At 72.3% G+C, this 23,644-nt stretch carries 20 protein-coding genes; 9 read left to right on the forward strand and 11 right to left on the reverse strand.

Translation table 11 applies throughout. The features are described from left to right. Positions 1 to 22 precede the first annotated feature (22 nt). Genes VA596_RS10960 through VA596_RS10975 form a run of 4 tightly spaced genes read right to left on the reverse strand, consistent with a single transcriptional unit; the run spans position 23 to position 3,402 of the window. Positions 23 to 1,057 carry a helix-turn-helix domain-containing protein gene (locus VA596_RS10960; protein ID WP_458364010.1) on the reverse strand — a complete coding sequence of 345 codons (1,035 nt, stop codon included), beginning with the start codon at positions 1,055 to 1,057 and terminating at the stop codon, positions 23 to 25. A 30-nt stretch (positions 1,058 to 1,087) separates the two neighbouring features. Then, positions 1,088 to 1,882 carry a siderophore-interacting protein gene (locus VA596_RS10965; RefSeq protein WP_323325859.1) on the reverse strand — a complete coding sequence of 265 codons (795 nt, stop codon included), beginning with the start codon at positions 1,880 to 1,882 and terminating at the stop codon, positions 1,088 to 1,090. Continuing rightward, entirely contained in the window at positions 1,882 to 2,772 is an 891-nt protein-coding gene (locus VA596_RS10970) for a PDR/VanB family oxidoreductase (protein WP_323325861.1), read from the reverse strand. Before VA596_RS10970 ends, VA596_RS10965 begins: the two co-directional genes overlap by 1 nt. A 3-nt stretch (positions 2,773 to 2,775) precedes the next feature. Further along, a complete protein-coding gene (locus VA596_RS10975; RefSeq protein ID WP_323325862.1) occupies positions 2,776 to 3,402 on the reverse strand; it encodes an MSMEG_1061 family FMN-dependent PPOX-type flavoprotein in 627 nt (208 codons plus the stop codon). Between the two features lie 67 nt (positions 3,403 to 3,469). Between VA596_RS10975 and VA596_RS10980 the strand changes: the two genes are divergently transcribed. Beyond that, a complete protein-coding gene (locus tag VA596_RS10980; RefSeq protein WP_323325863.1) occupies positions 3,470 to 4,087 on the forward strand; it encodes a TetR/AcrR family transcriptional regulator in 618 nt (205 codons plus the stop codon). A gap of 210 nt (positions 4,088 to 4,297) precedes the next feature. Here VA596_RS10980 and VA596_RS10985 read toward each other — a convergent pair whose 3' ends face one another. Together VA596_RS10985 and VA596_RS10990 are read right to left on the reverse strand one after the other, a co-directional pair. After that, complete coding sequence (locus tag VA596_RS10985) at positions 4,298 to 5,104, reverse strand: NAD-dependent epimerase/dehydratase family protein (protein ID WP_323325865.1); 807 nt, start codon at positions 5,102 to 5,104, stop codon at positions 4,298 to 4,300. Between the two features lie 25 nt (positions 5,105 to 5,129). Further along, positions 5,130 to 5,939 carry an IclR family transcriptional regulator gene (locus tag VA596_RS10990; RefSeq protein ID WP_323325867.1) on the reverse strand — a complete coding sequence of 270 codons (810 nt, stop codon included), beginning with the start codon at positions 5,937 to 5,939 and terminating at the stop codon, positions 5,130 to 5,132. A gap of 174 nt (positions 5,940 to 6,113) precedes the next feature. Here VA596_RS10990 and VA596_RS10995 point away from each other — a divergent pair, with 174 nt between their 5' ends. The 8 genes from VA596_RS10995 to VA596_RS11030 all read left to right on the forward strand — a co-directional run bounded on the left by VA596_RS10995 (position 6,114) and on the right by VA596_RS11030 (position 17,226). Further along, positions 6,114 to 7,619: a sodium:solute symporter family protein gene (locus VA596_RS10995; protein WP_323325869.1), complete on the forward strand. Its 1,506-nt coding sequence runs from the start codon at positions 6,114 to 6,116 to the stop codon at positions 7,617 to 7,619. Positions 7,620 to 7,668: 49 nt separating this feature from the next. Then, the gene (locus VA596_RS11000; RefSeq protein ID WP_323325871.1) at positions 7,669 to 8,604 is read left to right on the forward strand and encodes a 5-dehydro-4-deoxyglucarate dehydratase; all 936 of its coding nucleotides are present in this window, start codon (positions 7,669 to 7,671) and stop codon (positions 8,602 to 8,604) included. Then, the gene (locus VA596_RS11005) at positions 8,604 to 9,860 is read left to right on the forward strand and encodes a glucarate dehydratase family protein (protein WP_323325873.1); all 1,257 of its coding nucleotides are present in this window, start codon (positions 8,604 to 8,606) and stop codon (positions 9,858 to 9,860) included. The genes VA596_RS11000 and VA596_RS11005 overlap by 1 nt, the downstream gene beginning before the upstream one ends. A gap of 4 nt (positions 9,861 to 9,864) precedes the next feature. Beyond that, on the forward strand, positions 9,865 to 10,995 hold the full coding sequence (locus VA596_RS11010) for a hypothetical protein (RefSeq protein ID WP_323325875.1): 1,131 nt from the start codon (positions 9,865 to 9,867) through the stop codon (positions 10,993 to 10,995). A gap of 80 nt (positions 10,996 to 11,075) precedes the next feature. Further along, positions 11,076 to 12,530, forward strand: coding sequence for an aldehyde dehydrogenase (NADP(+)) (locus tag VA596_RS11015; RefSeq protein ID WP_323325877.1), 1,455 nt, complete (start codon positions 11,076 to 11,078; stop codon positions 12,528 to 12,530). A 118-nt stretch (positions 12,531 to 12,648) separates the two neighbouring features. Next, positions 12,649 to 15,009, forward strand: coding sequence for a polysaccharide lyase 8 family protein (locus VA596_RS11020; RefSeq protein WP_323325879.1), 2,361 nt, complete (start codon positions 12,649 to 12,651; stop codon positions 15,007 to 15,009). A gap of 128 nt (positions 15,010 to 15,137) precedes the next feature. Beyond that, positions 15,138 to 16,607 carry a flavin-containing monooxygenase gene (locus VA596_RS11025; RefSeq protein WP_323325881.1) on the forward strand — a complete coding sequence of 490 codons (1,470 nt, stop codon included), beginning with the start codon at positions 15,138 to 15,140 and terminating at the stop codon, positions 16,605 to 16,607. Positions 16,608 to 16,740: 133 nt separating this feature from the next. Then, the gene (locus VA596_RS11030) at positions 16,741 to 17,226 is read left to right on the forward strand and encodes a DUF6294 family protein (protein WP_323325883.1); all 486 of its coding nucleotides are present in this window, start codon (positions 16,741 to 16,743) and stop codon (positions 17,224 to 17,226) included. A gap of 62 nt (positions 17,227 to 17,288) precedes the next feature. On the opposite strand, the gene VA596_RS11035 is transcribed toward VA596_RS11030, so the two are convergent. The 5 genes from VA596_RS11035 to VA596_RS11055 all read right to left on the reverse strand — a co-directional run bounded on the left by VA596_RS11035 (position 17,289) and on the right by VA596_RS11055 (position 23,327). Further along, positions 17,289 to 17,411 carry a ribosomal protein bL36 gene (locus VA596_RS11035; protein WP_323325885.1) on the reverse strand — a complete coding sequence of 41 codons (123 nt, stop codon included), beginning with the start codon at positions 17,409 to 17,411 and terminating at the stop codon, positions 17,289 to 17,291. A 90-nt stretch (positions 17,412 to 17,501) separates the two neighbouring features. Next, positions 17,502 to 18,671: a VWA domain-containing protein gene (locus VA596_RS11040; RefSeq protein WP_323325888.1), complete on the reverse strand. Its 1,170-nt coding sequence runs from the start codon at positions 18,669 to 18,671 to the stop codon at positions 17,502 to 17,504. Then, positions 18,668 to 20,854: a DUF5682 family protein gene (locus VA596_RS11045; protein ID WP_323325889.1), complete on the reverse strand. Its 2,187-nt coding sequence runs from the start codon at positions 20,852 to 20,854 to the stop codon at positions 18,668 to 18,670. Before VA596_RS11045 ends, VA596_RS11040 begins: the two co-directional genes overlap by 4 nt. Continuing rightward, positions 20,851 to 21,939: an ATP-binding protein gene (locus tag VA596_RS11050; RefSeq protein WP_323325891.1), complete on the reverse strand. Its 1,089-nt coding sequence runs from the start codon at positions 21,937 to 21,939 to the stop codon at positions 20,851 to 20,853. Before VA596_RS11050 ends, VA596_RS11045 begins: the two co-directional genes overlap by 4 nt. After that, positions 21,936 to 23,327 carry a DUF5691 domain-containing protein gene (locus tag VA596_RS11055; RefSeq protein WP_323325893.1) on the reverse strand — a complete coding sequence of 464 codons (1,392 nt, stop codon included), beginning with the start codon at positions 23,325 to 23,327 and terminating at the stop codon, positions 21,936 to 21,938. Before VA596_RS11055 ends, VA596_RS11050 begins: the two co-directional genes overlap by 4 nt. Positions 23,328 to 23,644 lie beyond the last annotated feature (317 nt).

Genomic DNA, 23,644 nt, shown 5'->3' on the forward strand with positions numbered 1-23,644 from the left:
GGAGCGGCACGAAACGCGCGTCTCAGCCCGCCCGGCGCAGCGCGGCGGGGGTGGTGCCGAGCTGGGCGCGCAGCACGCGCGTCAGGTGCTCCTGGTGGGAGAAGCCGCAGCGGAGCGCGATCTCGGCGATAGGGTCGGTGCCCGTGCGCAGCAGCAGCCCGGCCTGCTCGACGCGCAGCCGCAGCAGGAACCGGTGCGGCGGCAGGCCGGTGCGCGCCTTGAACTGCCGGGAGAACTGGCTGACGCTCAGCCCGGCGAGCGCGGCCAGGTCGGCCAGCGGCACCGGCTCGGCCAGCCGGTCCGTCATCCGGTCGCGCACCCGCGCGAACTGGTGGTCGGACAGCCCGCGGAACGGCTCGGGGCCGCGCGCGGGCCCGGCCTGGTGGTGGCGCACGAGCTGCGCGGCGACGAGCGCGCCCAGCTGGTCGGCGTAGGTCCGCGCGCTCGGCTCCCAGTCGCGCACGACGCCGTCGAGGCTCAGCACGAGCTGCTCCAGCAGCGGATCGCTGCCGAACTCCTCGGCGAGCCGCACCGGCGTGCCGCCGCCGGCGGCCTCCTGGACGGCGTCGTCGGCGACGTAGACGTGCACGGTGTCGAGCTCCCCGCCGAGCTCGACGGACAGCTCGGTGTGCGAAGGCTGCAGGAACAGCCCGCCGGCGGGCATCCGGCGGCTCCGCTCGCGCGGGGTCCCGACGCCGCGCCGGACCGTCACGGGCCCGCCGAGGTGCAGGATCAGCTGATGGCTGCGCGCGGCGCCGAACTGGGCGCGGTAGGGCCGTTCGCGCTGCTTGGAGAGGTAGAGGCGCTCCCAGCCGAGGCCTTCGCTGGTGCGTTCCGGGCGGACCCAGGGCAGCGCGAGGATGCCGTTGGTGTCGGCCAGCCCGAATTCGCCCACGCCTGCCTCCTCGACGTCGAGGCCGACCGCGATCGTACCCGCCCGGCGTACCCAGCCGGACGACTCGCGTACCCCGGCGGACGACACGCGTACCCAGCCGGACGACACGGTGACCGGACCTCGCCGGGCCGTGTCGTCCGTCCAGGTACGCGTGTCGTCCATCCCGGTGCGCGTGTCGTCCGGCTGGGTACGTCAGCCCGGGGACGACCGGCCGTGGCGCCAGTAGCCGAGGAAGGCGATGTCGGGCCTCGGCCAGCCGCGGTCGCGGACCAGGTGGCGACGGACCCCGGTGGCCAGCGCGGCTTCCCCGGCGATCCACGCGTAGGCGCTTCCGGACCGCAGGTCGGCGTCCCGGACCGCCTGCAGCGCGAGTGCGCCCGGGCGTCCGGCCCGGTCCCGGGGCAGCCAGTGCACCTTCACCCCGGACGGTGCCTCGACCTCCCGGATGTCCGCTTTCGACGGCACCTCCAGGAACACCTCCGCCACCAGGTCGGCGGCGGCGTTCTCGAGGATCGCCAAGGCCGCGGGCAGCGCGCTCTCGTCCGCGGCGAGCAGCTGCCAGGCCACCCCGGACGGCGGCAGGTAGCTCACGCCCAGATCGAAGACTCCGGCCGGGTCGCCCGGGTGGGCGTGGCGGGCCCAGTCGGCGGCCGGGGCGTCCCCGTCGTGCAGCGCGAACTCGATGTCGATCTCCCCGGGGCGTGACCGCCGGATCGTGTAGTTGCGGACCCACGGGCGGCGGCTCTTCGGCATCATCAGCACCTCCGCCATCCAGCCCTCGTGGTCCCGGGTCGGCATCCGCAGCCCGTCCTGCCCGGCGCGCGGGAAGAACAGCCTGACGGCCTGGTCGTCACCCGCCGGCTCGAACGCGGCCAGCTCCGGGCCGCCGAGGGTGACGGTCCGGAACGCCGGGCTCGGCGCGGTGTTCGCCAGGACTTCGAGCGTGACCATCTTCCGCGTCTTCGCGCGGCGCACCTTCGGGATCATCAGACGTCCAGGACGAGCCGGGGCGAGAGCGAGCGCGATACGCACGCGTATATCCGGCCGGGCGGGGCGCCGATGTCGTCGCGGTGGTCGGGCTCGCCGTCGACGACCGCGAGTTCGCAGCTGCCGCAGACGCCTTCGCGGCAGCCGGAGGACACCGGACGTCCGGCGTGGGTCAGCGCGTCCAGCAGGGATTCGTCCGGCGGGACCTGGATCGTCTGCCCGGAACGGGCGCAGACGACCTCGAACGCCGTGTCGGGCCCGAAGACGCGGCGGGTGGGCTGGAAGCGTTCGGCGTGCACACGCGGGAACACCGCCTCGGCCGCGGCGAGCATCGACGCCGGACCGCAGCAGTAGACCTCGGCGCGCGGGCTCAGCGCCGCGAAGTCCGGGCGGCCGCGTTCGGCCGTCGGGAACAGCCGCACGCGTTCGCCGTACTCGGCGAGGAGTTCCGCAGCGAACGGCATGCTCGCCAGGGAACGGCCTGCGTACACGAGTGTCGCCCTGGCTCCGGCCGCGACGGCCGCCCGCAGCATCGGCACGATCGGCGTGATCCCGATCCCGCCGGCCAGGAACAGGTACTCCGGGGCCGGTTCCAGCGGGAAGTGGTTGCGGGGCAAGGAGACTTCGAGGGTCCGGCCCGGGCGCAGGTAGAGGTGGACGTACTCCGAGCCGCCGCGGCTGAGCGGGTCGTGGCGGACCGCGATCCGGTAGCTCGTCGGATCACCCGGGTCGCCGCACAGCGAGTACTGCCGGGTCAGCCAGTTCGGCAGCGCGAGGTCGACGTGCGCGCCCGGTTCCCACGGTGCCAGCGGCCCTTCGTCTCCTTGCAGGGTAAGGGAAACGACGTCGTCGGCGACCCGCTCGACGCGGTCGAGGATCGTCTTCTGCATGGGTCAGTACAACTTCCGGTAGCCGGCTTCGAGCATGGCCTCGAACTGCGCCGGATCGATGTCCATACCGAGCTGGTCGGTGACGATCTCGCCGGCCGACGGCAGTTCCTCGGCCAGGGCCTGGCTCGCGGGATCCCAGAGCCGCGACCGGATCAGCGCGCGGCCGCAGTGGAAGTACACCTGCTCGACCTCCACGACGATCGCCAGGATCGGCTCCTTCGCCTCGGTCCGCATCCGGGCGAGCACGTCTGGCTCGTCGGTGACGTACGCGCGGCCGTTGACCCGCAGGGTTTCCCGCATGCCGGGGACGAAGAACAGCATTCCGACGCCGTCGTTCTCGGCGATGTTGCGGAAGGAGTCGGCGATCTTGTTGCCGGTGCGGTCGGGCATCGCGACCGTGTGCTCGTCGAGCACCTTCACGAAGCCGGGGTAGTCGCCGCGGGGCGAGCAGTCGGCGCGGCCCGCGGCGTCGGCGGTGGCCAGCGTGAGGAACGGGGAGTGGGCGATGAACCGGCGGGCGTGCTTGTCGACGTGGTCGCCGACCTTGGCCTCGATCATCGGCTCGGGGTCGCCCAGCCGGGCCCGCACCTCGGCCATGGAGACTCGGTGCAGCGTATCTGTGCTGGTCATGACACAATTATGAGCAAATACTCAGGTCTTGCGCTACTCGCTTTCGAGGCGCGCGGAAGGGAGCGCCGTGCCGTCGGACCAGCGCCGCATCCAGCCACGTAAACAGCCGCGTCAGGTCCGCGCCGAGCTGACCCGGCAGCGGATCCTGACCGCGGCTGCTCACGTTTTCGGCGAGCACGGCTACGCCGCGGGCACCACCAACCGCATCGCCGAGCGGGCCGGGATCTCCATCGGCTCGCTGTACCAGTACTTCCCGAACAAGGACGCGATCCTCGCCGAGCTGCTCGTCCGCCACCTCGACGACGGCGCGGCGATCGCCGAGCGGGTCCAGCGCGAGGAGCTGCCCGGCCCGATCGAGGAGATCTTCCGCCTCTTCGTCCGCGGCGCGATCGAAAGCCACCTCGACGAGCCGCGGCTGCTGCGGGTGCTGCTGGAGCAGGCCCCGAAGTCGACCGACGTGCTCGAGAAGGTCGAGCTGCTCAAGAAGAACCTGGTCGCCTACATGCGGCAGCTGCTGGACGACCACCCCGAGGTCCGCGTCGCCGACACGGAGACGGCGGCGCGGCTGATCGTCACGACGGCCGAGCTGGTCATCCACCAGCTCGTGGCCGACCACGAGCCGGTGGACACCGGGAAGCTGGAGAACGAGCTGGTCGCGATGCTGACCCGCTACGTCCGGGGGTGACCGGCGTACCCGACTTTCGTCGTCCTCCGCGCGGGGGACCGGGCGCCGCCCCGCGTCAGGCCGCCGGGCGGCGCAGGTTTCCCCGGTGCACGCGAGGGAGCGCGTGCGCGTCCTCGACGGGCCGGGGGGCTCGAGGGCGAACGGGGAGAGGTGCCGGGCTCGCGCGGGGCGGGCCCGGCACCACCGGTCGTGGCGGCTTCCGGAAGACCGTCAGAGCGGGTTGAACTCGCCCAGGGGGGCGGTGCAGAACGGGCCGCCGACGAACTCGGCCGCCGCGCCCGCCGGGGCCGGCTGGTCCGCCAGCCGGTCCGCGTAGACCTCGGCGTTGTCCAGGGACTTGTAGCCCAGCGCCTCGGCCTCGGCCAGCGAGTAGATCCGGCGGGTGTTGTCCGAGACGCCCCAGATCAGGCGGTAACCCGGCGACGGCGCGCTCAGGCACGCCTCGAACAGCCGCGCGCCGTCGTCAGGGGAGAGCCACGTCGTGAGGCCGCGCGGGCCCAGCTTCAGCGGCGTCTCGAAGCACGAGCCGATGCGGATCACGATGACGTCCATCCCGAACCGCGAGTGGTACAGGCTGCCCAGCGACTCGATCACGGCCTTGCTGACGCCGTAGTAGGTGTCCGGGCGCGGCGACGAGTCCGCCGGGAGGTCGGAGTCGGTGCGCCGGAAGCCGACGGCGTGGTTGCTCGACGCCAGGATCACGCGCTTGACCCCGGCTTCGCGGGCGGCCTCCAGGACCGTGTGCGTGCCGTCGATGTTGACCTCGAGCGTCGCGGCCCAGGAGTTCTCGCGGCTGTGGCCGCCGAGGTGGATCAGCGCGTCAACGCCTTCGCACGCCGACGCCATCGCCGCCGCGTCGGTGACCGACGCCGTCACGATCTCCTCGGCGGCGTCCGACGCCGTCTGCGCAGCGACGTCGAGCAGGCGCAGCACCCGGCCGGGGCGCCGCAGGCGGGGGCGCATCAGGGTGCCGACGACACCCGCCGACCCGGTGATGAGCACACGCTGGTCCGTCATGGATTTCCTTCCGTCAGGGCGGCGGTCAGCGAATGCCGGCGCGGCGCAGCTGCTGCCCGAGCTCGGCGGTGGTTTCGGCGAGCAGCTCGCCGACGCGCTGGGCGTCGGCGTCGGTCACCTGGGAGATGGGCATCGAGCAGCTGATCGCGTCCGTGCCCGGGATCCGGTAGGGGATCACCGCGGCGACGCACCGCACGCCCAGGGTGCCCTCCTCGATCTCGGCGGCGTACCCGCGCTCGCGGGTCGCGGCGCACTCGGCGTGCAGGGCGTCGAGCGAGGTGATGGTGTTCGGGGTCAGCGCGATCAGCGACGGCGGCATCAGCGCCTCGATCTCGTCGTGCGTCAGCTCGGCCAGCAGCGCCTTGCCCAGCGCGGTCGCGTGCGTGGGCAGCGTGCGCCCGACGCGGGAGACGAGGTGCGTGGAGCGCTGCGACTCGCGCGTCTCCAGGTAGACGACCTCGGTGGCGTTGCGGCGCGCGAAGTGCGCGGTGAAACCGGTCTTCTCCCGGATCCGCTCGAGGGCCTCGGTGGCGAACGGGACGACGGCGTCGCGGTCGAGGTAGGCCGTGCCGCAGATCAGCGCGCGGACGCCGAGGCGGTAGCGCGCGGTGTTGGCGTCCGCCTCCAGCCAGCCGGCTTCCAGGAGGGTGCGCAGCAGCCCGTGGAGCGAGGAGCGCGGGAACCCCGTGCGCGCGTGCAGGTCGGAGAGCGAGAGCCAGACGTCGTTCGCCGCGAAGGTCTCGATGAGGTCCACCGCGCGGCGCGCGGATTTCACTCCCGAAGACTCGGCGGGGGCGCCGTCGGTCACCGCCGGGTTGTCCACCTTCTGCGGCATTTGCGCGCCTCCGTCCGGCCGTTGACTTGTGACTCCGGCCATATTAGCGTCCCGAACAACGTTCTTATGGATGAACATAATCACTATAACAGACTCCGTTCACGGATGTGAACATCTCGTTTGGGGATAGCACCTCGGGGACAGCACCACCGTGGACGCGGAAAGGAGCCTGCGGTGCACGCACTCGACTGGGCGATGATCTGCGCGTACTTCGCGCTGATGATCGTGATCGGCTGGTGGTCGCACAAACGGGTCAGCGACGTGAAGGACTTCTTCACGGCCGGCGGCAGGATGCCGTGGTGGCTGGCCGGGATCTCGCACCACATGTCCGGCTACAGCGCCGTGCTCTTCGTCGCGTACGCGGGCGTCGCGTACACCACCGGCGTCACCGTGTACTTCTGGGGTTTCGCGAGCATCGGCATCGGCGTGGGCATCGGCAGCTGGCTGTTCGCCGCCCGGTGGAACCGCCTCCGCTCGAAGCTCGGCGTCGCCTCGCCGCTGGAGTACCTGGCCCAGCGGTACAACGTGCCGACGCAGCAGGCGCTCGCCTGGAGCGGCAGCCTGCTGAAGATCTTCGACATCGCGGCCAAGTGGTTCGCCGTCGCGACCCTGCTGCACGTGTTCGCCGGGCTGGACTACAACCTGGGCATCCTGATCACCGGCGCCGTCACCCTCGTCTACTGCACCATCGGCGGCCTGTGGGCCGACGCGCTCACCGACTTCGGCCAGTTCGTCATCCAGGCCATCGCCGCGATCGTGATGATCGTCGTGGTGCTGGGCAAGCTCGGCGGGATCTCCGCGCTCTGGACGATGTGGGACAAGCTGCCCGAGAACCACGTCGACCCCGTGACGTCCAAGTACACCACCGTCTTCTTGCTCGTTTACGTACTCGTGAAGACGCTCGAGTACAACGGAGGTATGTGGAACCTGGCGCAGCGGTACATGGCGGCGCCGAACACGCAGGCGGCCCGGCGCGGCGCGCGGCTTTCGTCGGCGCTGTACCTTTTGTGGCCGCTGGTGCTGATGTTCCCGATGTTCGCGGCGCCGCTGCTGATCCCCGGCATCAAGGACCCGACGCAGTCCTACGCGATCATGACGACGACGTTCCTGCCGCCGGGCCTGGTCGGCCTGGTGCTGGCCGGGATCTTCTCGCACACCATGGCGATGGTCTCCTCCGACGCCAACGCGATCTCCGCGGTGATCACCCGCGACATGATCCCGGCGATGGTCCGCCGCACCCGCGAGTGGACCGACGTCCAGGGCCTCAAGGCGGCGCGGATCACCACGGTCGTGTTCGTCGCGCTGACCATGCTGGTGGCCACGCAGGCGCAGAACCTCGGCGGGGTGCTGCAGATCGTCGTCAACTGGGTCGCCGCGCTGATGGGCCCGATCTCCATCCCGCTGCTGCTGGGCATGCTGCCGTGGTTCCGCAGGTGCGGCCCGCGCGCGGCGCTCGTCTCCTGGGCGGGCGGCCTGATCGCCTATGGCCTCTGCTACTACGTCTTCGAGGCGAACCAGACGGTGCTCATCGCGACGCCGATCCTGGTCTCGCTCGCCCTCTACGCCGGCCTCGGCCTGATCGCGCCCGAGCGCAGCGCGGTCACCGATGAGATCGTCGACACCGTGAACACCGACGACGACGTCGACCGCACGAAGGCGGGCACAACAGTGCCCGCCTGATGTTGGCCACACCCGGCCGAACCGACCAAGGACGAGAGAGCAGAAACTGATGGCACAGACCGAGATCGAGCTGGACGGCCTGCTGGCGTTCCCCCTCACCCCGTTCGGCGAGGACCTCGAGGTCAACCTCGACGCGCTCGCGGAGAACGTGGAGAGCCACATCGCGGCCGGCGCCGGTGCGCTGTTCGTCGCGTGCGGCACCGGCGAGTTCAGCTCGCTCTCGCCCGCCGAGCACGCCGCGGTGCTCGCCCGGTCCCGTGAGGTGGCGGCCGGCCGCGTCCCGGTCTGGGTGGGCGCCGGCGGCGGCGCGGCGTCGGCGCGGGCCGGCGTCGCGGCCGCTCAGGCGGGCGGCGCGGACGGCGTTCTGCTGCTGCCGCCGTACCTCGTGTCCGGGCCGCAGTCGGGCTTGGTCGACTTCGTCCGCTACGCCGTCGGCGACACATCCGTGCCGGTGATCGTCTACCACCGCGGCACCGGCGTCTTCACCGCGCCGGCCGCGGCGTCGCTGCTCGACATTCCCTCGGTCGTGGGACTCAAGGACGGCTACGGTGACGTCGAGGTGATGACCCGGATCGTCACCACGATCCGCTCCCTCGACACCGACCGCGCGCGGAACTTCCTGTTCTTCAACGGGTTGCCGACCGCGGAGGTCTCGGCCAAGGCGTACGCCTCGATCGGCGTCGCCCGCTACTCCTCGGCCGTGCACTGCTTCGCGCCGGAGATCGCCCACCGCTTCCACCGCGCGCTCGCCGAGGGCGACACCGCGACGATGGACACCCTGCTCGCCGGGTTCTACCTGCCGCTGGTGGCGCTGCGCGACGAGTCGCCCGGCTTCGCCGTGTCGCTGGTCAAGGCCGCCGCCCGGCTGCGCGGCGACAAGGTCGGCTCGGTCCGCCCGCCGCTGGTCGAGCCAACGTCCGAGCAGATCGACCGGTTGCAGAAGATCGTGGAGGACGGCTTCGCGACGCTGAAGGCGCTCGGCTGATGAAGATCCTCGATGTGGTGCTGACCCCGGTCGCGTTTGCCGATCCGCCGCTGCTCAACGTCATGGGCGTGCACGAGCCGTTCGCGCTGCGCGGCATCGTCCAGGTCAGGTGCGAGGACGGGATCGTCGGGCTCGGGGAGTCCTACGGTGACGAAGCGTTCCTCGGCGAGGTGCGCAAGGTGCTGCCGCAGCTGCGCGGTCACGACGTCTTCGACCTGCCCGGCCTGCAGCGGCTGGTCGCAAACGCGCTCTCGGGCACGGTCCTGACCGACGCGCACGGGCTGATCGGCGGGTTCTCCATCCGCAAGACCGTCGCGAGCGTGTACTCGCTGTTCGAGGTCGCCTGCCTGGACGCGCAGGGGCAGCTGCTCGGCCGCCCGGTGTCCGACCTGCTCGGCGGCAAGGCCCGCGACGCCGTCGAGTTCTCCGCGTACCTGTTCTACAAGTACGGCAAGCACGTCGACGGCCGTGAGGACTCCTGGGGCGAGATCACCACGCCGGAGACCCTGGTCGGCTCGGCGAAGCGGATGATCGACGAGTACGGCTTCCGCTCGATCAAGCTCAAGGGCGGCGTCTACGAGCCCGCCCAGGAGGTCGAGGGGATCCGCGCGCTGGCCGAGGCGTTCCCCGGGCACCCGCTGCGGATCGACCCGAACGCCGCGTGGACGCCGGAGACCGGCATCCGGGTCGCCTCCGAACTCGACGGCGTCCTGGAGTACCTCGAAGACCCGACCCCGGGCATCGAGGGCATGGCGCGGGTCGCTTCGGCAGCTTCGATGCCCTTGGCCACCAACATGTGCGTGGTGAACTTCGGCGACGTCGAGCCCGGCTTCCGGGCCCGCGCGATCGGCGTCCTCCTGTCGGACCACCACTTCTGGGGCGGCCTGCGGGCGACGCAGTCGTTGTCGGTGACGTGCGAGAGCTTCGGCGTCGGCCTGTCGATGCACTCCAACAGCCACCTCGGGATCAGCCTGGCCGCGATGGTGCACGTCGCCGCGGCGACCCCGCACCTGACCTACGCCTGCGACACGCACTGGCCGTGGAAGGTCGAGGACGTCATCGAGCCGGGTGTGCTGGCGTTCCGCGAGGGCGCCGTCGCGGTGCCGACCACCCCGGGCCTGGGCGTCACGCTCGACGAGGACGCCCTCGCCAAGCTACACGAGAACTACGTCCGATGTGGACAGACGAAGCGGGACGACGTGACCTACATGCGCAAGTACGTCGAGGGTTTCGAGCCGAACACGGCGAGGTGGTGACCCGGTGAAGGTGACCGGATACGCCTACCCGTGGGACGTCCTGGAGGACGGTTTCGCCGCGCGGGCCCGCGACCTGGGCGTCGACGAGGTGGCCGTGGCGCTGTCGTACCACAGCGCCCGCGCGGCGACGCCGTGGTCGGCTTCGCGCACGGCGGTGGTCGCGCGGCACGCCGCGTTCTACCGGCCGGTGCGCACTTCTGTGTGGAGTGACCTGCAACCGGCCGCGCCGGATTGGGTGTCCACCGAGGACAGTGGCGGTGACGCCGTCCGGCTGCTCAACGAGGCCGGGATCCCGGCCGCCGCGTGGATCGTGCTGACGCACAGCTCGCAGCTCGGCTACGAGCACCCGGACGTCGCCGTGCGGAACTGCTTCGGCGAGGTCTACCCGTGGGCGTTGTGCCCGTCGCAGCCCGCGGTGCGCAAGTACGCCGCGACGCTGACCGCGGAGGCCGTCGCCGGCCTCGACCTGTCGTCGGTGATCCTCGAAGCCTGCGGCCCGCTCGGCGCGGTGCACCAGCACCAGCACGAGAAGACCGACGGCGTCTGGGCGCCCGCGGTGGCCCGGCTGCTGTCGATCTGCTGCTGCGACGCGTGCGCTTCCTCGTGGGACGTCGACGCGGACACCGTCCGGGCCCAGCTCGTCGAGGAGGTCCGGCGGCTGATCGCCACCGGCGACCTCGGCGTGACGGCCGACGCGCTGCCTGATTCGCTTCGTCAGGAGCTTCTGTTTACAAGACAGAAGGCCACCGACCTGCTGCGGGCCGCCGTGCTGGCGACGCTCCCGGCGGGCACCCGGATCGTGCTGCACGGCGCGCTCGACCCCTGGGTCACCGGCGCGCTGCCCGGCCTCACGCCGGGCGCGATGGACACTGTAGACACGGTCGTACTCTTCGGCTGGGCGCCCGCGACGGGGGCCGACGCCGTCGCCGCGGCCAGGGAGGCCCTGCCGGAGCGGGTGGCGATCGGCAGCTACATCACCGCCGTGGCGGCCGCCCCCGTGCCCGACATCGCCGCCTACGTCGGCGAGCTCGCCAAGGCGGGCGCGGCCGAGCTGCACCTGTACCACCTCGGACTGGCCGGTCCGGGCCGCTGGCGCGACCTGGACACCGCCACCGCCGCCGCCCACGAAAACTGAGATATCCGGGGTCGAACCCCGGACCCCGCCGGGGGCCCGCCCCCGGACCCGGAACCGTCGAATGAGGAGCTGTTCCCGAAATGAGCCAGGCCACCGACGCCGCCACGCTCGAGAAGATCCTGGCGGCCGCCGCCGAAGCCGCCCGCCCCGCCGCGGAGGCCACCCCGGCCGAGCGCGGCCGCTGGCTGACCGCGGTCGCCGACGCGCTCGACGCCGCGGCCGACGAACTGGTCCCGCTGGCCCACGCCGAGACGCACCTGCCCGCCACCCCGCGGCTGGCCGGCGAGCTGAAGCGGACGACGTTCCAGCTGCGGCTGTTCGCCGAGGTCCTCACCGAGGGCGAGTACCTCGGCGCCACCGTCGACCACGCCGACCCGGACTGGCCGATGGGCCCGCGCCCGGACATCCGGCGCGTCAAGACCGCGATCGGCCCGGTGCTGGTGTTCGCGGCCAGCAACTTCCCGTTCGCGTTCAGCGTCGCCGGCGGCGACACCGCGTCCGCGCTGGCCGCGGGCTGCCCGGTGATCCTCAAGGCACACCCGGGCCACCCGGAGCTGTCCGCGCAGACCGGCCTGATCGTGCGCGAGGCGCTCATCAAGGCGGGCGCTCCCGCCGGGCTGTTCAACGTCATCTTCGGCCAGGAGGAGGGCGTCACCGCGCTGAAGGACCCGCGGATCGCGGCGGCATCGTTCACCGGGTCGATCCCGGGCGGGCGGGCGCTGTTCGACATCGCCAACGCGCGGCCGCGGCCGATCCCGTTCTACGGCGAGCTGGGCAGCGTGAACCCGGTCGTCGTGACCGAGGGCGCGATCGCCGCCCGCGGCGAGGCTGTCGCGAAGGGCTACGCCGGGTCGTTCACCCTCGGCGCCGGCCAGTTCTGCACCAAGCCGGGCCTGCTGTTCCTGCCGGAGGACCACGGCCTGACCGAGACGCTGCGCTCGGCGCTGGAAGGCGCCGCGGCCCAGCCGATGCTCAACGACCGCATCGCGAGCGGGTACGCCTCGACGCTCGCGAAGCTGCGCGAGGTCCCGGGGGTCGACGTCGTGTCGGCGTCGCCGTCCGAGGCGCCCGCGTTCACCCCGACGCTGCTGGCGACCACCGGCAAGCAGTTCCTCGAGGGCGGCGAGGCCGTGCACCAGGAGTGCTTCGGCCCGGCGTCCCTCATCGTCACCTACGCCGACCAGACCGAGCTGCTGAGCCTGCTCGACGTCGTCGAACCGGGGCTCACCGCCACCATCCACGGCGAGGAGTCCGACGCGGACTGGCTCCGGCCGGTCCTGCCGTCCCTGGCCCGCGTCGCCGGGCGGCTGCTGTGGAACGACTGGCCCACCGGCGTCACGGTGAGCTGGGCCCAGCAGCACGGCGGCCCGTACCCGGCCACGACCGCCCCGACCACGACGTCCGTCGGCACCGCGGCGATCGAGCGGTTCCTCCGCCCGATCGCCTGGCAGGGCTTCCCGGACGCGCTACTGCCCGAACCCCTGCAGGAGGCCAACCCCTGGCAGCTGCCCCGACGCACCGACGGAACCCGCTGACCCCGTCGTGAGTGGTTAGGGCGGTTAGAACCGCCCTAACCACTCACGACCCCGAACGCCGCCGCCGCATTCCCTTTCCCCGCAAGCCAAGGATGTCTTGATCCTGGGAGGCATTGTCATGCCCGTGAACCGGAGAAACGCCCTGCGCGGCGGCGCCCTGGCGGCCGCTTCCACCGTGTTCCTCACCCGTCCCGCGTTCGCTTCCGCGGCCACCCCGGTGGCGGCGGCGAGTGGTGTGCCCGCCGCGACCGCGCCGATCGTCGCGGCCTACCGGCAGCTGCAGAGCGGCATCAACCGGCCCTCGCCCGAACGCACCGCGGCGCTGGCCAACCTGGGCCGCGTCGCCAAGGCCTACAACGACAGCCTGTCCGTGGCGGGCGGTGGTGCTCCACTGTGGACGGACCTGCCGCTCGGCCCCGGCAGCGACTACACCACGTCGATGTACGCGCGGCTGCGCGCCATCGCCGTCGACTGGGGCACCCCGGGCGGCGCGCTCTACGGCGACCCGGCCGTGCTCGCCCGGATCAAGGCGGCCCTGGAGTTGATTTACCAAAGCCAGTACAACACCACGGTCGGCGAGATCGGCAACTGGTACACCTACGAAATCGGCGTCCCGTACTACGTCCTGCACACGCTTTCGGTGGTTGCCGACCAGCTGACGGCCGACGAGCTGGCCCGGTACGTCAGCCCGATCAAGCGGTTCGTCGGCAACCCGAACGTCCGTGCGAACAACACCGCGCTCGTCGAGACCGGCGCCAACCGCGCGGACAAGGGCCTGATCTCGATCGTCGCCGGCGCGCTGATCGGCGACACGGCCTGGATCAAGACCGGCATCGACGCGCTCACGGACGTCGCGGGCGGGGGCGCGGCGAGCGTCGTCGCGCGGCTGGACCGCGCCGCGGGCGACGGCTTCCACGTCGACGGCTCGTTCATCCAGCACGACACCATCCCGTACCCGGGGCACTACGGCATCGTGCTGCTCACCGCGCTGGCCGGCGCCATCCACGTCACGCAGGGCACCGAGTACGCGCTCCCGCAGCCGCTCAAGGACAAGATCTACGCGCTGGTCGCGGACGCGTTCGCGCCGTTCGTCTACGCCGGCGCGCTGCTGGAGCCGGTGCGCGGCCGGATGCTGTCGCGGCAGGGGGAGACCGGGCACGACATCGGCCACCAGCTGACCGTGGCGACGCTGGTGCTGGCCCGGACGGCTTCCGGCAAGACCAAGACCGACCTCAACGCGCTCGCGGCGAAGTGGATCACGGAGGGCACGTACGCGCCGTTCCTCAAGATCCCGGACCCCGAGCGGTTCGCGCCCGGCCCGGACCTCGTGGCCACGCCGGGCATCGAGTTCGCCCAGGACATGCTGGCCGCCCACACGCGCCCGGCCCGGACGACGGCCGCGCACCGCATCTTCGGCCAGCAGGACCGGATGGTGCACGTCACCGAGGACTGGACGGCGTCCCTGGGGGTCAGCTCCACGCGGATCTCGCGCTACGAGTCCATCAACGGCCAGAACCTCAAGGGCTACTACGTCGGTGACGGCGTGCTCTACACGTTCCTGCCGAACGCCAAGGGCCATTACACCGACGCCTACTGGCCGACGGTCGACCCGCTGCTGCTGCCGGGCACGACGGAGAACGCCGGCCCGGCCGACCCGGCGTTCGGCAACGTGCCGGTCGGCCCGAACCCCCACACCGGCGGCGTCCGCTGGGACGACCGGCACGGCGCCTACGCGTTCGACTTCAAGTCCTGGGACGGTTCGCTGGTCGCGAAGAAGTCGTGGTTCTTCACGCCGTCCGGGGTCGTCTGCCTGGGCGCGGGGATCACCAGTACGTCGGCGGCCGCGGTGCGTACGACGATCGAGAACCGCAACCTCGGCGAGGGCGGTCGCGGGACGCTGACCGCGGACTTCCGGCGCGTCGCGACCGACCTCGGCAAGGCCTCCGCGCTGCGGCCGAAGTGGCTGCACCTGGAGAACGTCAGCGGGTACGTGCTGCTCGACGACGCGTCCGTGACGGCGTTGCGGGAGGACCGCACCGGCGCGTGGCGCGACATCGACACCGGCGCCAACACCAAGGGCACGACGACGCCGAACACCCGCCGGTACCAGAAGCTGGTGCTGGAGCACGGGATCAAGCCGTCTGACGCGAAGTACGCGTACGCGGTGCTGCCGGGCGCGTCGGTCCTCGGCACGGTCGGCGCTTCTTGGACGTGGCATATCCGGGCCAACACCGCGACGGTCCAGGCGATCCAGGTCGGCGACACCCTGCTGGCGAACTTCTTCGCGGCGGGTTCGGTCGGCGACGTCCGGGTGTCCGGCCCGGCGTCCGTGGCGATCGGGCGGTGCGGCTGGGGCGCCCAGCTGGCGGTGTCGGATCCGACGCAAACACAGGACAGTGTGACGGTGACGGTGCGCGGCAAGCCGGTCGTGGTGCCGCTGAAGGGTTCGTTCGGCGCGACGAAGGTCGTGCCCCTGTGACATGCGGGGCTTCGCCCCGGCCGGGGGCTCCGCCACCCGGACCCCCGGAAAGCTGAAGCAGGCCTCCACGCTGGGTCGGTGCCCCGACCCGGCCCAGCGTGGTCCCCACCTCCGTTACGCTGGATTTCATGACCAGCGCGGAGCACGTGGACGTCCTGATCGTGGGCGCCGGCCTGTCCGGCGTCGGCGCGGCCTGCCGGCTGCAGGAACGCCTGCCGGGCAAGAGCTACGCGATCCTCGAAGCGCGTGACACGATCGGGGGAACCTGGGACCTGTTCCGGTATCCGGGCATCCGGTCCGATTCGGACATGTTCACCCTCGGCTACCCGTTCCGGCCGTGGAAGGACCCGAAGGCGATCGCCGACGGCCCATCGATCCTCGCCTACGTCCGCGAGACCGCGGCCGCGTACGGCATCGAGCGGCACATCCGGTTCGGGCACCGGGCCGTGGGCGCGAGCTGGTCGTCCGCCGACGCGCTCTGGACGGTCTCGACCGCGCACGGCGCCACGTTCACCTGCCGGTTCCTCTACCTGTGCAGCGGTTACTACGACTACGCGGGCGGGCACGTCGTCGACTTCCCGGGCCGCGGCGAGTTCGCGGGCGACATCGTGCACCCGCAGCAGTGGCCGGACGAGCTGGACTACGACGGCAAGCAGGTCGTCGTGATCGGCAGCGGCGCGACGGCGGTGACGCTCGTCCCGGCGATGGCGCCGCGCGCAGCGCGGGTGACCATGCTGCAGCGCTCGCCGTCGTACATCGTGGCGCGCCCGGGGCGGGACGCGCTCGCCGACCGGATCCGCGCGCTGCTGCCGGAGCACCTCGCGCACCGGGTGGTGCGCGGCAAGAACGTCGTGCTGGGCACGTTCTTCTTCCAGCTGCTGCGGCGGCTGCCGGACCGGGCGTCCCGGACGCTGCGCGACCGGGTCGCGGCGCAGCTGCCCGCGTCGATCCCGGTCGACCCGCACTTCGTGCCGGACTACAACCCGTGGGACCAGCGGCTGTGCCTGGTGCCGGACGCGGACCTGTTCCAGGCGCTGCGCTCGGGCAAGGCCGACATCGTGACGGACCGGATCGCACGGTTCACTCCCGGCGGGGTGCTTCTCGAGTCCGGCCGGGAGCTGCCCGCGGACGTCATCGTGACGGCGACCGGGCTGCGGCTGGTGGCGTTCGGCGGGATCACGCTGACCGTCGACGGCCGCGAGATCGAGCCGGGCGAGCAGCGCGCGTACAAGGGCATGATGTTCGGCGGCATCCCGAACCTGGCGTGGTGCGTGGGGTACACGAACAACTCGTGGACGCTGCGCGCGGACCTGACGTCCCAGTACGTCTGCCGCCTCCTGGAGCACCTGGACCGCCGCGGGTTCGTGTCGTGCACCCCGGACGCGGCCGGCGCGTCGAGCGCGGGCCGTCCGCGCCCGATCGTCGACCTCGCGTCCGGGTACATCAAGAGGGCCGCCGCGGACCTGCCGAAGCAGGGCGAGCGTCGGCCCTGGATGATGCGCCAGAACTACCTGCTGGACCTCGCGGACATGCGCTTCAACCGCCTCGAGGACGGCGTCATGCGCTTCGGCCGCGCGGAGTCCCCGGTGCCCGCTTAGCCCTGCGTTTTCGGGCAGCGCAAAAGCCGCCCCTGTGGGTGGAATTCCGTGTCCGTTCGCTTCTGGTGATCGATTCACGGCCGTGTCACGGTGAGGAACGTACGCATTCACGTGATTACGGGAGGAACACCTGATGCGACGAAAGTTCGGTTCCCTGGCGAAAACTACGGCGGTGGCTCTGGCCGTCCTGGCGAGCGGGTTCGCGCTCACCGCACCGGCCTCGGCCGCTCAGCCGGCCGCGGTCACCGCGGGCGTGGCCGCCCCGGCGTCCACAGCGGCCGGGATCCGCTTCACCTGGAACAGTGACCTGCACTCCGGTGACTGCACCTTGTTCCACGGCGCGAGCTGGACCCTCAACCCGGACGGCACGGCCTCGTTCGACGGCACGGTCACCAGCAGCGACGACAACGACGCCTGGCTGATGTGGGTGCACGTGCTGGACCGCAACGGCGCCGAGCTCGGCCTGCTCGGCAACACCTTCCCGGACACCCCGGACGGGAACGAGTTCGCGAAGAACCTGCCGGACAGCAGCCTGCAGTACCGGTGGTTCGCGACCGGCCACTTCCCGGCCGGCTGGTACGGGCTGATCGGGACCCTGCGGATGGATTTTCACTGCTAAGTCGACGCGGGCGCAAAACGGCCGGCCCCGGAACCGCGTGGTTCCGGGCCCGGCCGTGTCGCTCAGCCCTGGCGGCCCTTGGAGCGCGGGTTGTCCTTGTTGATCACGAACACGCGCGTCCCGCGGCGGATGACCTGGGCGCCCGGCTGGCGGGCGAGCGAACGAAGCGAACTGCGGACCTTCATGGCTGCCGTCCCTTCCTGGTCGGCGGTGCGGGCCCCGAGAACGTCCCGCATCCTGTTGAACAGCGGCCGGGGTAGGTTTAATCCCGCAACTCAGCTGCTCTCGCGGGCGGCCCAGGCCTGCAGGTCGTCACCGCGGACGGCGGCCGCCATCAGCTCCGGGAACTGGTCCGGGGTGCACGCGAACGCCGGGACGCCCAGCTCCGCCAGCGCCGCCGCGTTCTCGTGGTCGTACGACGGCGCGCCCGAGTCGGACAGCGCCAGCAGCGTCACCACCTGGACGCCCGAGTTGACCAGCTCGGCGACCCGCTGCAGCAGCTCGTCCTCGTCGCCGCCTTCGTAGAGGTCGCTGATCAGCACCAGCAGCGTCTGCTCGGGGCGGCCGACCAGGCCCTGGCAGTAGGCGATCGCCCGGTTGATGTCGGTGCCGCCGCCCAGCTGGGTGCCGAACAGCACGTCGACCGGGTCGGCGAGGTGCTCGGTGAGGTCGGCGACCTCGGTGTCGAACGCGACGAACGACGTCTTCAGCGCCCGCATCGACGCCAGCACCGCGCCGAACAGCCCGGAGTACACCACCGACTCCGCCATCGAGCCCGACTGGTCGACGGCCAGGATCACGTCGCGCTGCACCGCCTGCTGCCGCCGCCCGAAGCCGATCAGCTTCTCCGGGACGATCGTGCGCAGCTCGGGGGAGTAGTGCTTGAGGTTGGCGTGGATCGTGCGGGCCCAGTCGACGTCGCCCGGACGCGGCCGGTGCGTGCGCGACGCCTTGTCGAGCGCGCCCTTGATCGCCGCGCGCGTGCGGTCGGCGAGCCGTTCCTCCAGCTCTTCGACGACCTTGCGGACGACCTCGCGCGCGGTCTCCTTGGTCTCCTCGGGCAGCACGCTGTTGAGCGAAAGCAGGGTGCCGACCAGGTGGACGTCCGGCTCGACCGCCGCGAGCAGCTCCTTCTCCAGCAGCATCCGGGTCAGCCCGAGCCGGTCGACCGCGTCGCGCTGCATCACCTGCACGACGGTGCTGGGGAAGTAACGCCGGACGTCGCCGAGCCAGCGCGCGACCCGCGGCGCCGACGCGCCCAGGTTCGCACTCCGCGGGCCGCCGGTGGCGTCCTCGTCCGGCTTGTCGTAGAGGGCGGCCAGCGCCTTGTCCACGCCACTGTCCTCTTCGGACAGCTGGGCGTCTTCCAGTCCCGACCCGGGGCCGGCGCCGTCACCGCCCAGCACCAGCCGCCAGCGGCGCAACCGGTCCGTGTCCACGCTCATGCCCCGGCCCCCAGCAGTGTCGCCATGACGGGCAGCACGCGCTCGGCCCGTTCTTCGTCCAGTTCGTCGGCCGTCGGCACGACGACCCGCGTGGCGCCGGTCAGCCCGGCCGCCCGCTGCCCGATCGCCCGCTTCTCGGGCCCGCTGAACGCCCCGAAAGTGCGCCGCAGCAACGGAAGCACCTCGGTGAAGACGTCGACGGGGATCGCCGCGAGCCAGGCGTCGATCACTTGCAGCAGGGCTTCGTCGTGCACCAGCAGCAGGGCCCCGCCGTCGAAGAAGCCTTCGACGTACGCCGCGCCCGCAGACGGCGTGATGCCCGGTGTGAGCGCCCGGCCGAGCCGCAGTTCGATGTCGAGCGAGTCGAGCAGCCCGGCGTCGTGCAGGATCCGGCTCAGCCGCCCGGCCAGCAGCGGCGGCAGCGACGGGCGTTCGGCCAGCCGGGCGAGCGCGGCCAGCCAGCGTGCCTTCGCGTCCTCGCCCAGCAGCGCGGTCGCGTCGTGGACCCCGTCGACCAGCTGGCAGAACCGGGTCGCGGCGTCGTCGTCGATCCCGTGGGTCGCCGGGGGCAGCCCGGCGCAGACCCGGTCCAGCATGCGGAGCGCGACCGCGCGCAGGGAGCCGGTGTCGGTGCCGCGGACGTCGCCGTAGCGGGTCGCCCGGGCCAGCGCGGGCAGCGCGGACATCAGCCGCGCGACGTCCGAGTCGGCCGCGGCCCGCGCGTCGAGCGCCGCGAGCGCGTCGGGCAGCGCGTCGGCCAGGTCCGCGAGCAGGCAGTTCTCCACGGCGGTGGTGACCTCGTCGAGCGGCGGGGTGCCCTCGACCGTGCCGCGGACCGCGGAGCCGGCCGCCGACGGCACGGTCGTGCCGTGCACGGCGGCCGCGACGAGGTCGACCTCGAACGACGGTTCCCAGCACAGCGCCCAGGTCTCGCGGAACGTCCCCCGGTTCCGCCGCGCCGACGCCTCCCGCGTGCCCCACTCGATGCCGAGGATCCGCAGCCGGTGCAGCAGCTTCGAGCGGTCGAGCCCGCCCGGCGTCCGCAGGTCGAGGTCGAGCTCCTTGACGACCGGGTCCTTCTTGAGCCGCAGGCGTTTCGCGGTCGCGGTCAGGTCCGCGGCCAGCGGGGGCTGCGGGACGCGGTCCGGCACCTCGCCGAGCCGTTCGCCGACGACCAGCCGCCGGGTGACCAGCGCGACCTGCACGTCGTCCCCGCCGCACAGCACGGACCGGGTGGCCTCGGTGACCTCCGCCAGCCCGGCCGAGGACCGGCCGCGCAGCGCGGCCAGCGCCTCGGCCAGCCGGACCGCCTCGATGACGTGCGCGGTCGAGACCGGCAGGTCCTCTTCGCGCAGCACCGCCGCGACGCCGGCCAGCCAGCGCGTGGTGACGTCGGACGCCGTGGTGAACAGGTGGTGGTACCAGCCCGGCGACAGCACGCCCGCGCCGTAGCCGCTGGCCGCGGCGAGCCGCCCGTGCGTCCACGGCACCCAGGTGCACGCGACCTTCCGCTTCGGCAGTCCTTTGAGGACGGTCTGGTCGTGCGACGCGGGCGGCAGCGGGTCGGCCAGCGCGGGCACGTGCCACGCGCCGCACACGACGGCGATGTTCTCGAAGCCGTCCTTGCGGGTCTTGCGCAGCACCGAGCGCATGTACGCCTCACGGCGTGCTTCGTTGCCCTGCGGCGGTTTTTCGCCCTCGCGCAGCGCCGTCATCGCCTCGGCGATCACCTCGAACGGCGAGGCGTCGTCCCGCCGCGACTCGACGACGTCGTCCCACCAGCGTTCCGGGTCGTCGTAACCACCGGCGGCGGCCAGGCTCGCGAGCGGGTCGCCGGGCGGGCCGGCGTGCTCGTCCGGCCCGGCGGCGAAGGTGTTCGCGGCGGGCAGGTCGCAGAACCGCACCGGGACACCGGCTTCCCGCGCGTACGCGAGCGCCTGCCACTCGGGACTGAAGACGGCGAACGGCCAGAACGCGGCCCGCGAGACGTCGTCGGTCGCGTACGCCAGCAGCGCCACCGGCGGCGCCATCGCCGGATCCTCGGTCAGCTCGACGAGCGCGTCGGCTTCCGGCGGCCCCTCGATCAGCACGACGTCCGGTGCGAGCTCCGCCAGCCGCGCCGCCACGGCCCGGGCCGAGCCCGGACCGTGGTGGCGGATGCCGAGCAGGTGGGTGGTGGTCACGAAATCTCCTGGCCGGCCCGGTAGAAGTCGGACCAGCCGTCGCGCTCGCGGACGACCGTCTCCAGGTACTCCAGCCAGATCGCGCGGTCGGCGACCGGGTCCTTGACCACCGCGCCGTGGATGCCGGCCGCGATGTCGTGCGGGCGCAGGACGCCGTCGCCGAAGTGGGTCGCCAGGGCCAGGCCGCCGGTGAGCACGCTGATCGCCTCGGCGGTGGACAGCGTGCCGGACGGCGACTTCACCGCCGTGCGGCCGTCTTCGGTGCGGCCCGAGCGCAGCTCGCGGAACACGGTGACGACCCGGCGGATCTCGGCCAGTTCCGCGGCTTCGGCGGGCAGCTGCAGGGACGTGCCCAGCTCCAGGACCCGCCGGCTGACGATCTCGATCTCCGCCTCCGCGCTGTCGGGCAGCGGCAGGACCACGGTGTTGAACCGCCGCCGCAGCGCGCTGGACAGCTCGTTGACGCCCTTGTCGCGGTTGTTCGCCGTCGCGATCATGTTGAAGCCGGGCCGCGCCTGGACCTCGTCGCCCAGCTCGGGGATCGGGAGCGTCTTCTCGGACAGGATGGTGATCAGCGTGTCCTGGACGTCCGCCGGGATGCGCGTGAGCTCCTCGAGCCGGGCCAGCTTCCCGTCGCGCATCGCGCGCAGCACCGGGCTTTCGACGAGCGCGGCCGGGCTCGGGCCTTCGGCGATCAGCCGGGCGTAGTTCCAGCCGTAGCGGATCGACTCCTCGGACGTGCCCGCGGTGCCCTGCACCAGCAGCGTCGAGTCGCCGCTGATCGCGGCGGTCAGGTGCTCGGACACCCACGTCTTCGCCGTGCCGGGCACGCCGAGCAGCAGCAGCGCGCGGTCGGTGGCCAGAGTGGCGACGGCGACCTCGATCAGCCGCCGCGGGCCGACGTACTTCGGCGTGATGACGGTGCCGTCCGGCAGGGTGCCGCCGAGCAGGTACTCGACGACCGCCCAGGGGGAGAGGTTCCAGTTGGGCGGCTTGGCCCGGTCGTCGGCGGCGGCCAGCGCGGCCAGTTCGGCGGCGTGCTCCTGTTCGGCGTGCGGCCGGAGGACGGTGGCGGGGGCGGTCATGCGAGCTCCTCGTACATTTCGCGGCGGAAGTTCAACGTTTCGGTGAGCGCCCGGCGCCACGGCCCGGCGTCCATGGTCAGCCGGGTGGTGGCCAGCGGGTGGCGCAGGCAGCCGGCCGGGACCGCGCGGGCGATCACGACGGCGGCGTGCGAGACCAGGCGGTGGTCGTCCTGGCGGGCGATCCAGTCGAGCAGCGCGGTGCCCAGTTCGGCGGTCCACGGCCGGGGCAGCTCGTGCACCAGCCGCGCGAACGACTCGGTGGGCAGCCGCCCGACCAGGTGCCCGATGGTGGCGGCCTGGCTCGCCGGGCCCAGCACGCCGAGCAGCGGCGGGGTGGCGCGCCCGCCGGGGTCGGCGCCGATCAGGGCGTGGGCCCAGGTTTCGTCGCGCTGGCGCAGGGCCGCCGCGGCCCAGGCGTCTCGCAGGACGCCGGGCGGGCAGCCTTCGACGGTCATCCGCACCACCTCGGCGGGCGGCCCGAACTCCGTCCAGAAGGACAGCGGCGCGGCCGAGACCAGCGTCCGCAACCGGACGGTGCCCTCGTCCTTGCCGCTCTCGGTCTGCGGCAGGGCGACGTCGAGGACCCGGCCGCGGCGCCGGACGAGCGGCCGCAGCCGTTCGGCCATCCGGTGCCCGTGGCGGGTGTCCGGCAGCCGGCCGAGCAGGTCGGCGGCCTTCTCCCGGACGGCGGCCGCGCGATCGGTGAGGGCGGCTTCGAGGAAGTCCTCGTCGGCGTCCCGGACGTGCCCGGCGAGCACGCCGAGGAAGTCGGCCCGGACGTCGGCGGGCTCGCTCTTCCACGACGTCGTCAGCGCTTCGCGGGCCGCGTCGGCGTCGTCGGTCAGCCGGGCGGCCAGCCACCGGCGGCGCTGGGCGAGGCTGCCGTACTGCCAGACGTCACCGGATTCCTCGGCGGGCGCGGCCAGGAAGGCCCAGTCGGGGTTCCGCTGCCCGAGCCACGCCCCGAGGGACCCGGCGACCGCGACGAGCGGCCCGCGCAGGGCCGCCTTGGAGCGAGCGGACTCGGCCAGCAGCGGCAGGAACTCCGGCGGGACGCGGAAGCGCGTGCCGGCGAGGACGCCGAGCCACTCCTGGAGCAGATCGGGATGGCTGGCGGCGAGCAGCCGGGCCAGCCGTTCCCGCGCCAGAGCAGGAATGAAAGGACGTTCATCGGCCGCGGCGACGGGCAGCGGCTTGACGTCGGTGAGCGCCCGCCGCCCGGCCCGCCGGTAGGTGGTGAGCACCGCGGCGGCGGCGAGCAGCTGTTCGGCGGGCTCGCTGCGTGCGTTGGCCATCTCCTGCACGGCAGGGGGTTGACCGCTGAGGTCCAGCGGCCGGCGGCGGGTGCCGAGGAGCGCGGTGCCGACGAGGTCTTCCCAGGCTTTCATGAGCGCACCTCCTTGGTCTGCCGGTGTTCTTGCGGTGGGTTGGTGCGGGGTCCCGGCCGGTGTGGGTACGGGACCGACAACTGTGTTTGGGGAGTCGACTCGTGTGTCTGGGGAGTCGACTCGTGTGTTTGGTGGGTCGACACGTGTGCTTGGGGAGTCGGCACCTGTGTTTGCGGAGTCGGCTCGCGTGATTGGAGGGTCGACACGTGTGCCCGGTGTATCGGTTCGTGTGCTTGAAGGGGCGACACGCGTGATTGGACAGTCGACACGTGTACCTGGGTGGACGACTCGCGTACTTGGATAGTCGACTCGCGTGC

It is taken from the genome of Amycolatopsis heterodermiae (genome assembly GCF_034929455.1).
GTDB classification, from domain to species: domain Bacteria; phylum Actinomycetota; class Actinomycetes; order Mycobacteriales; family Pseudonocardiaceae; genus Amycolatopsis; species Amycolatopsis heterodermiae.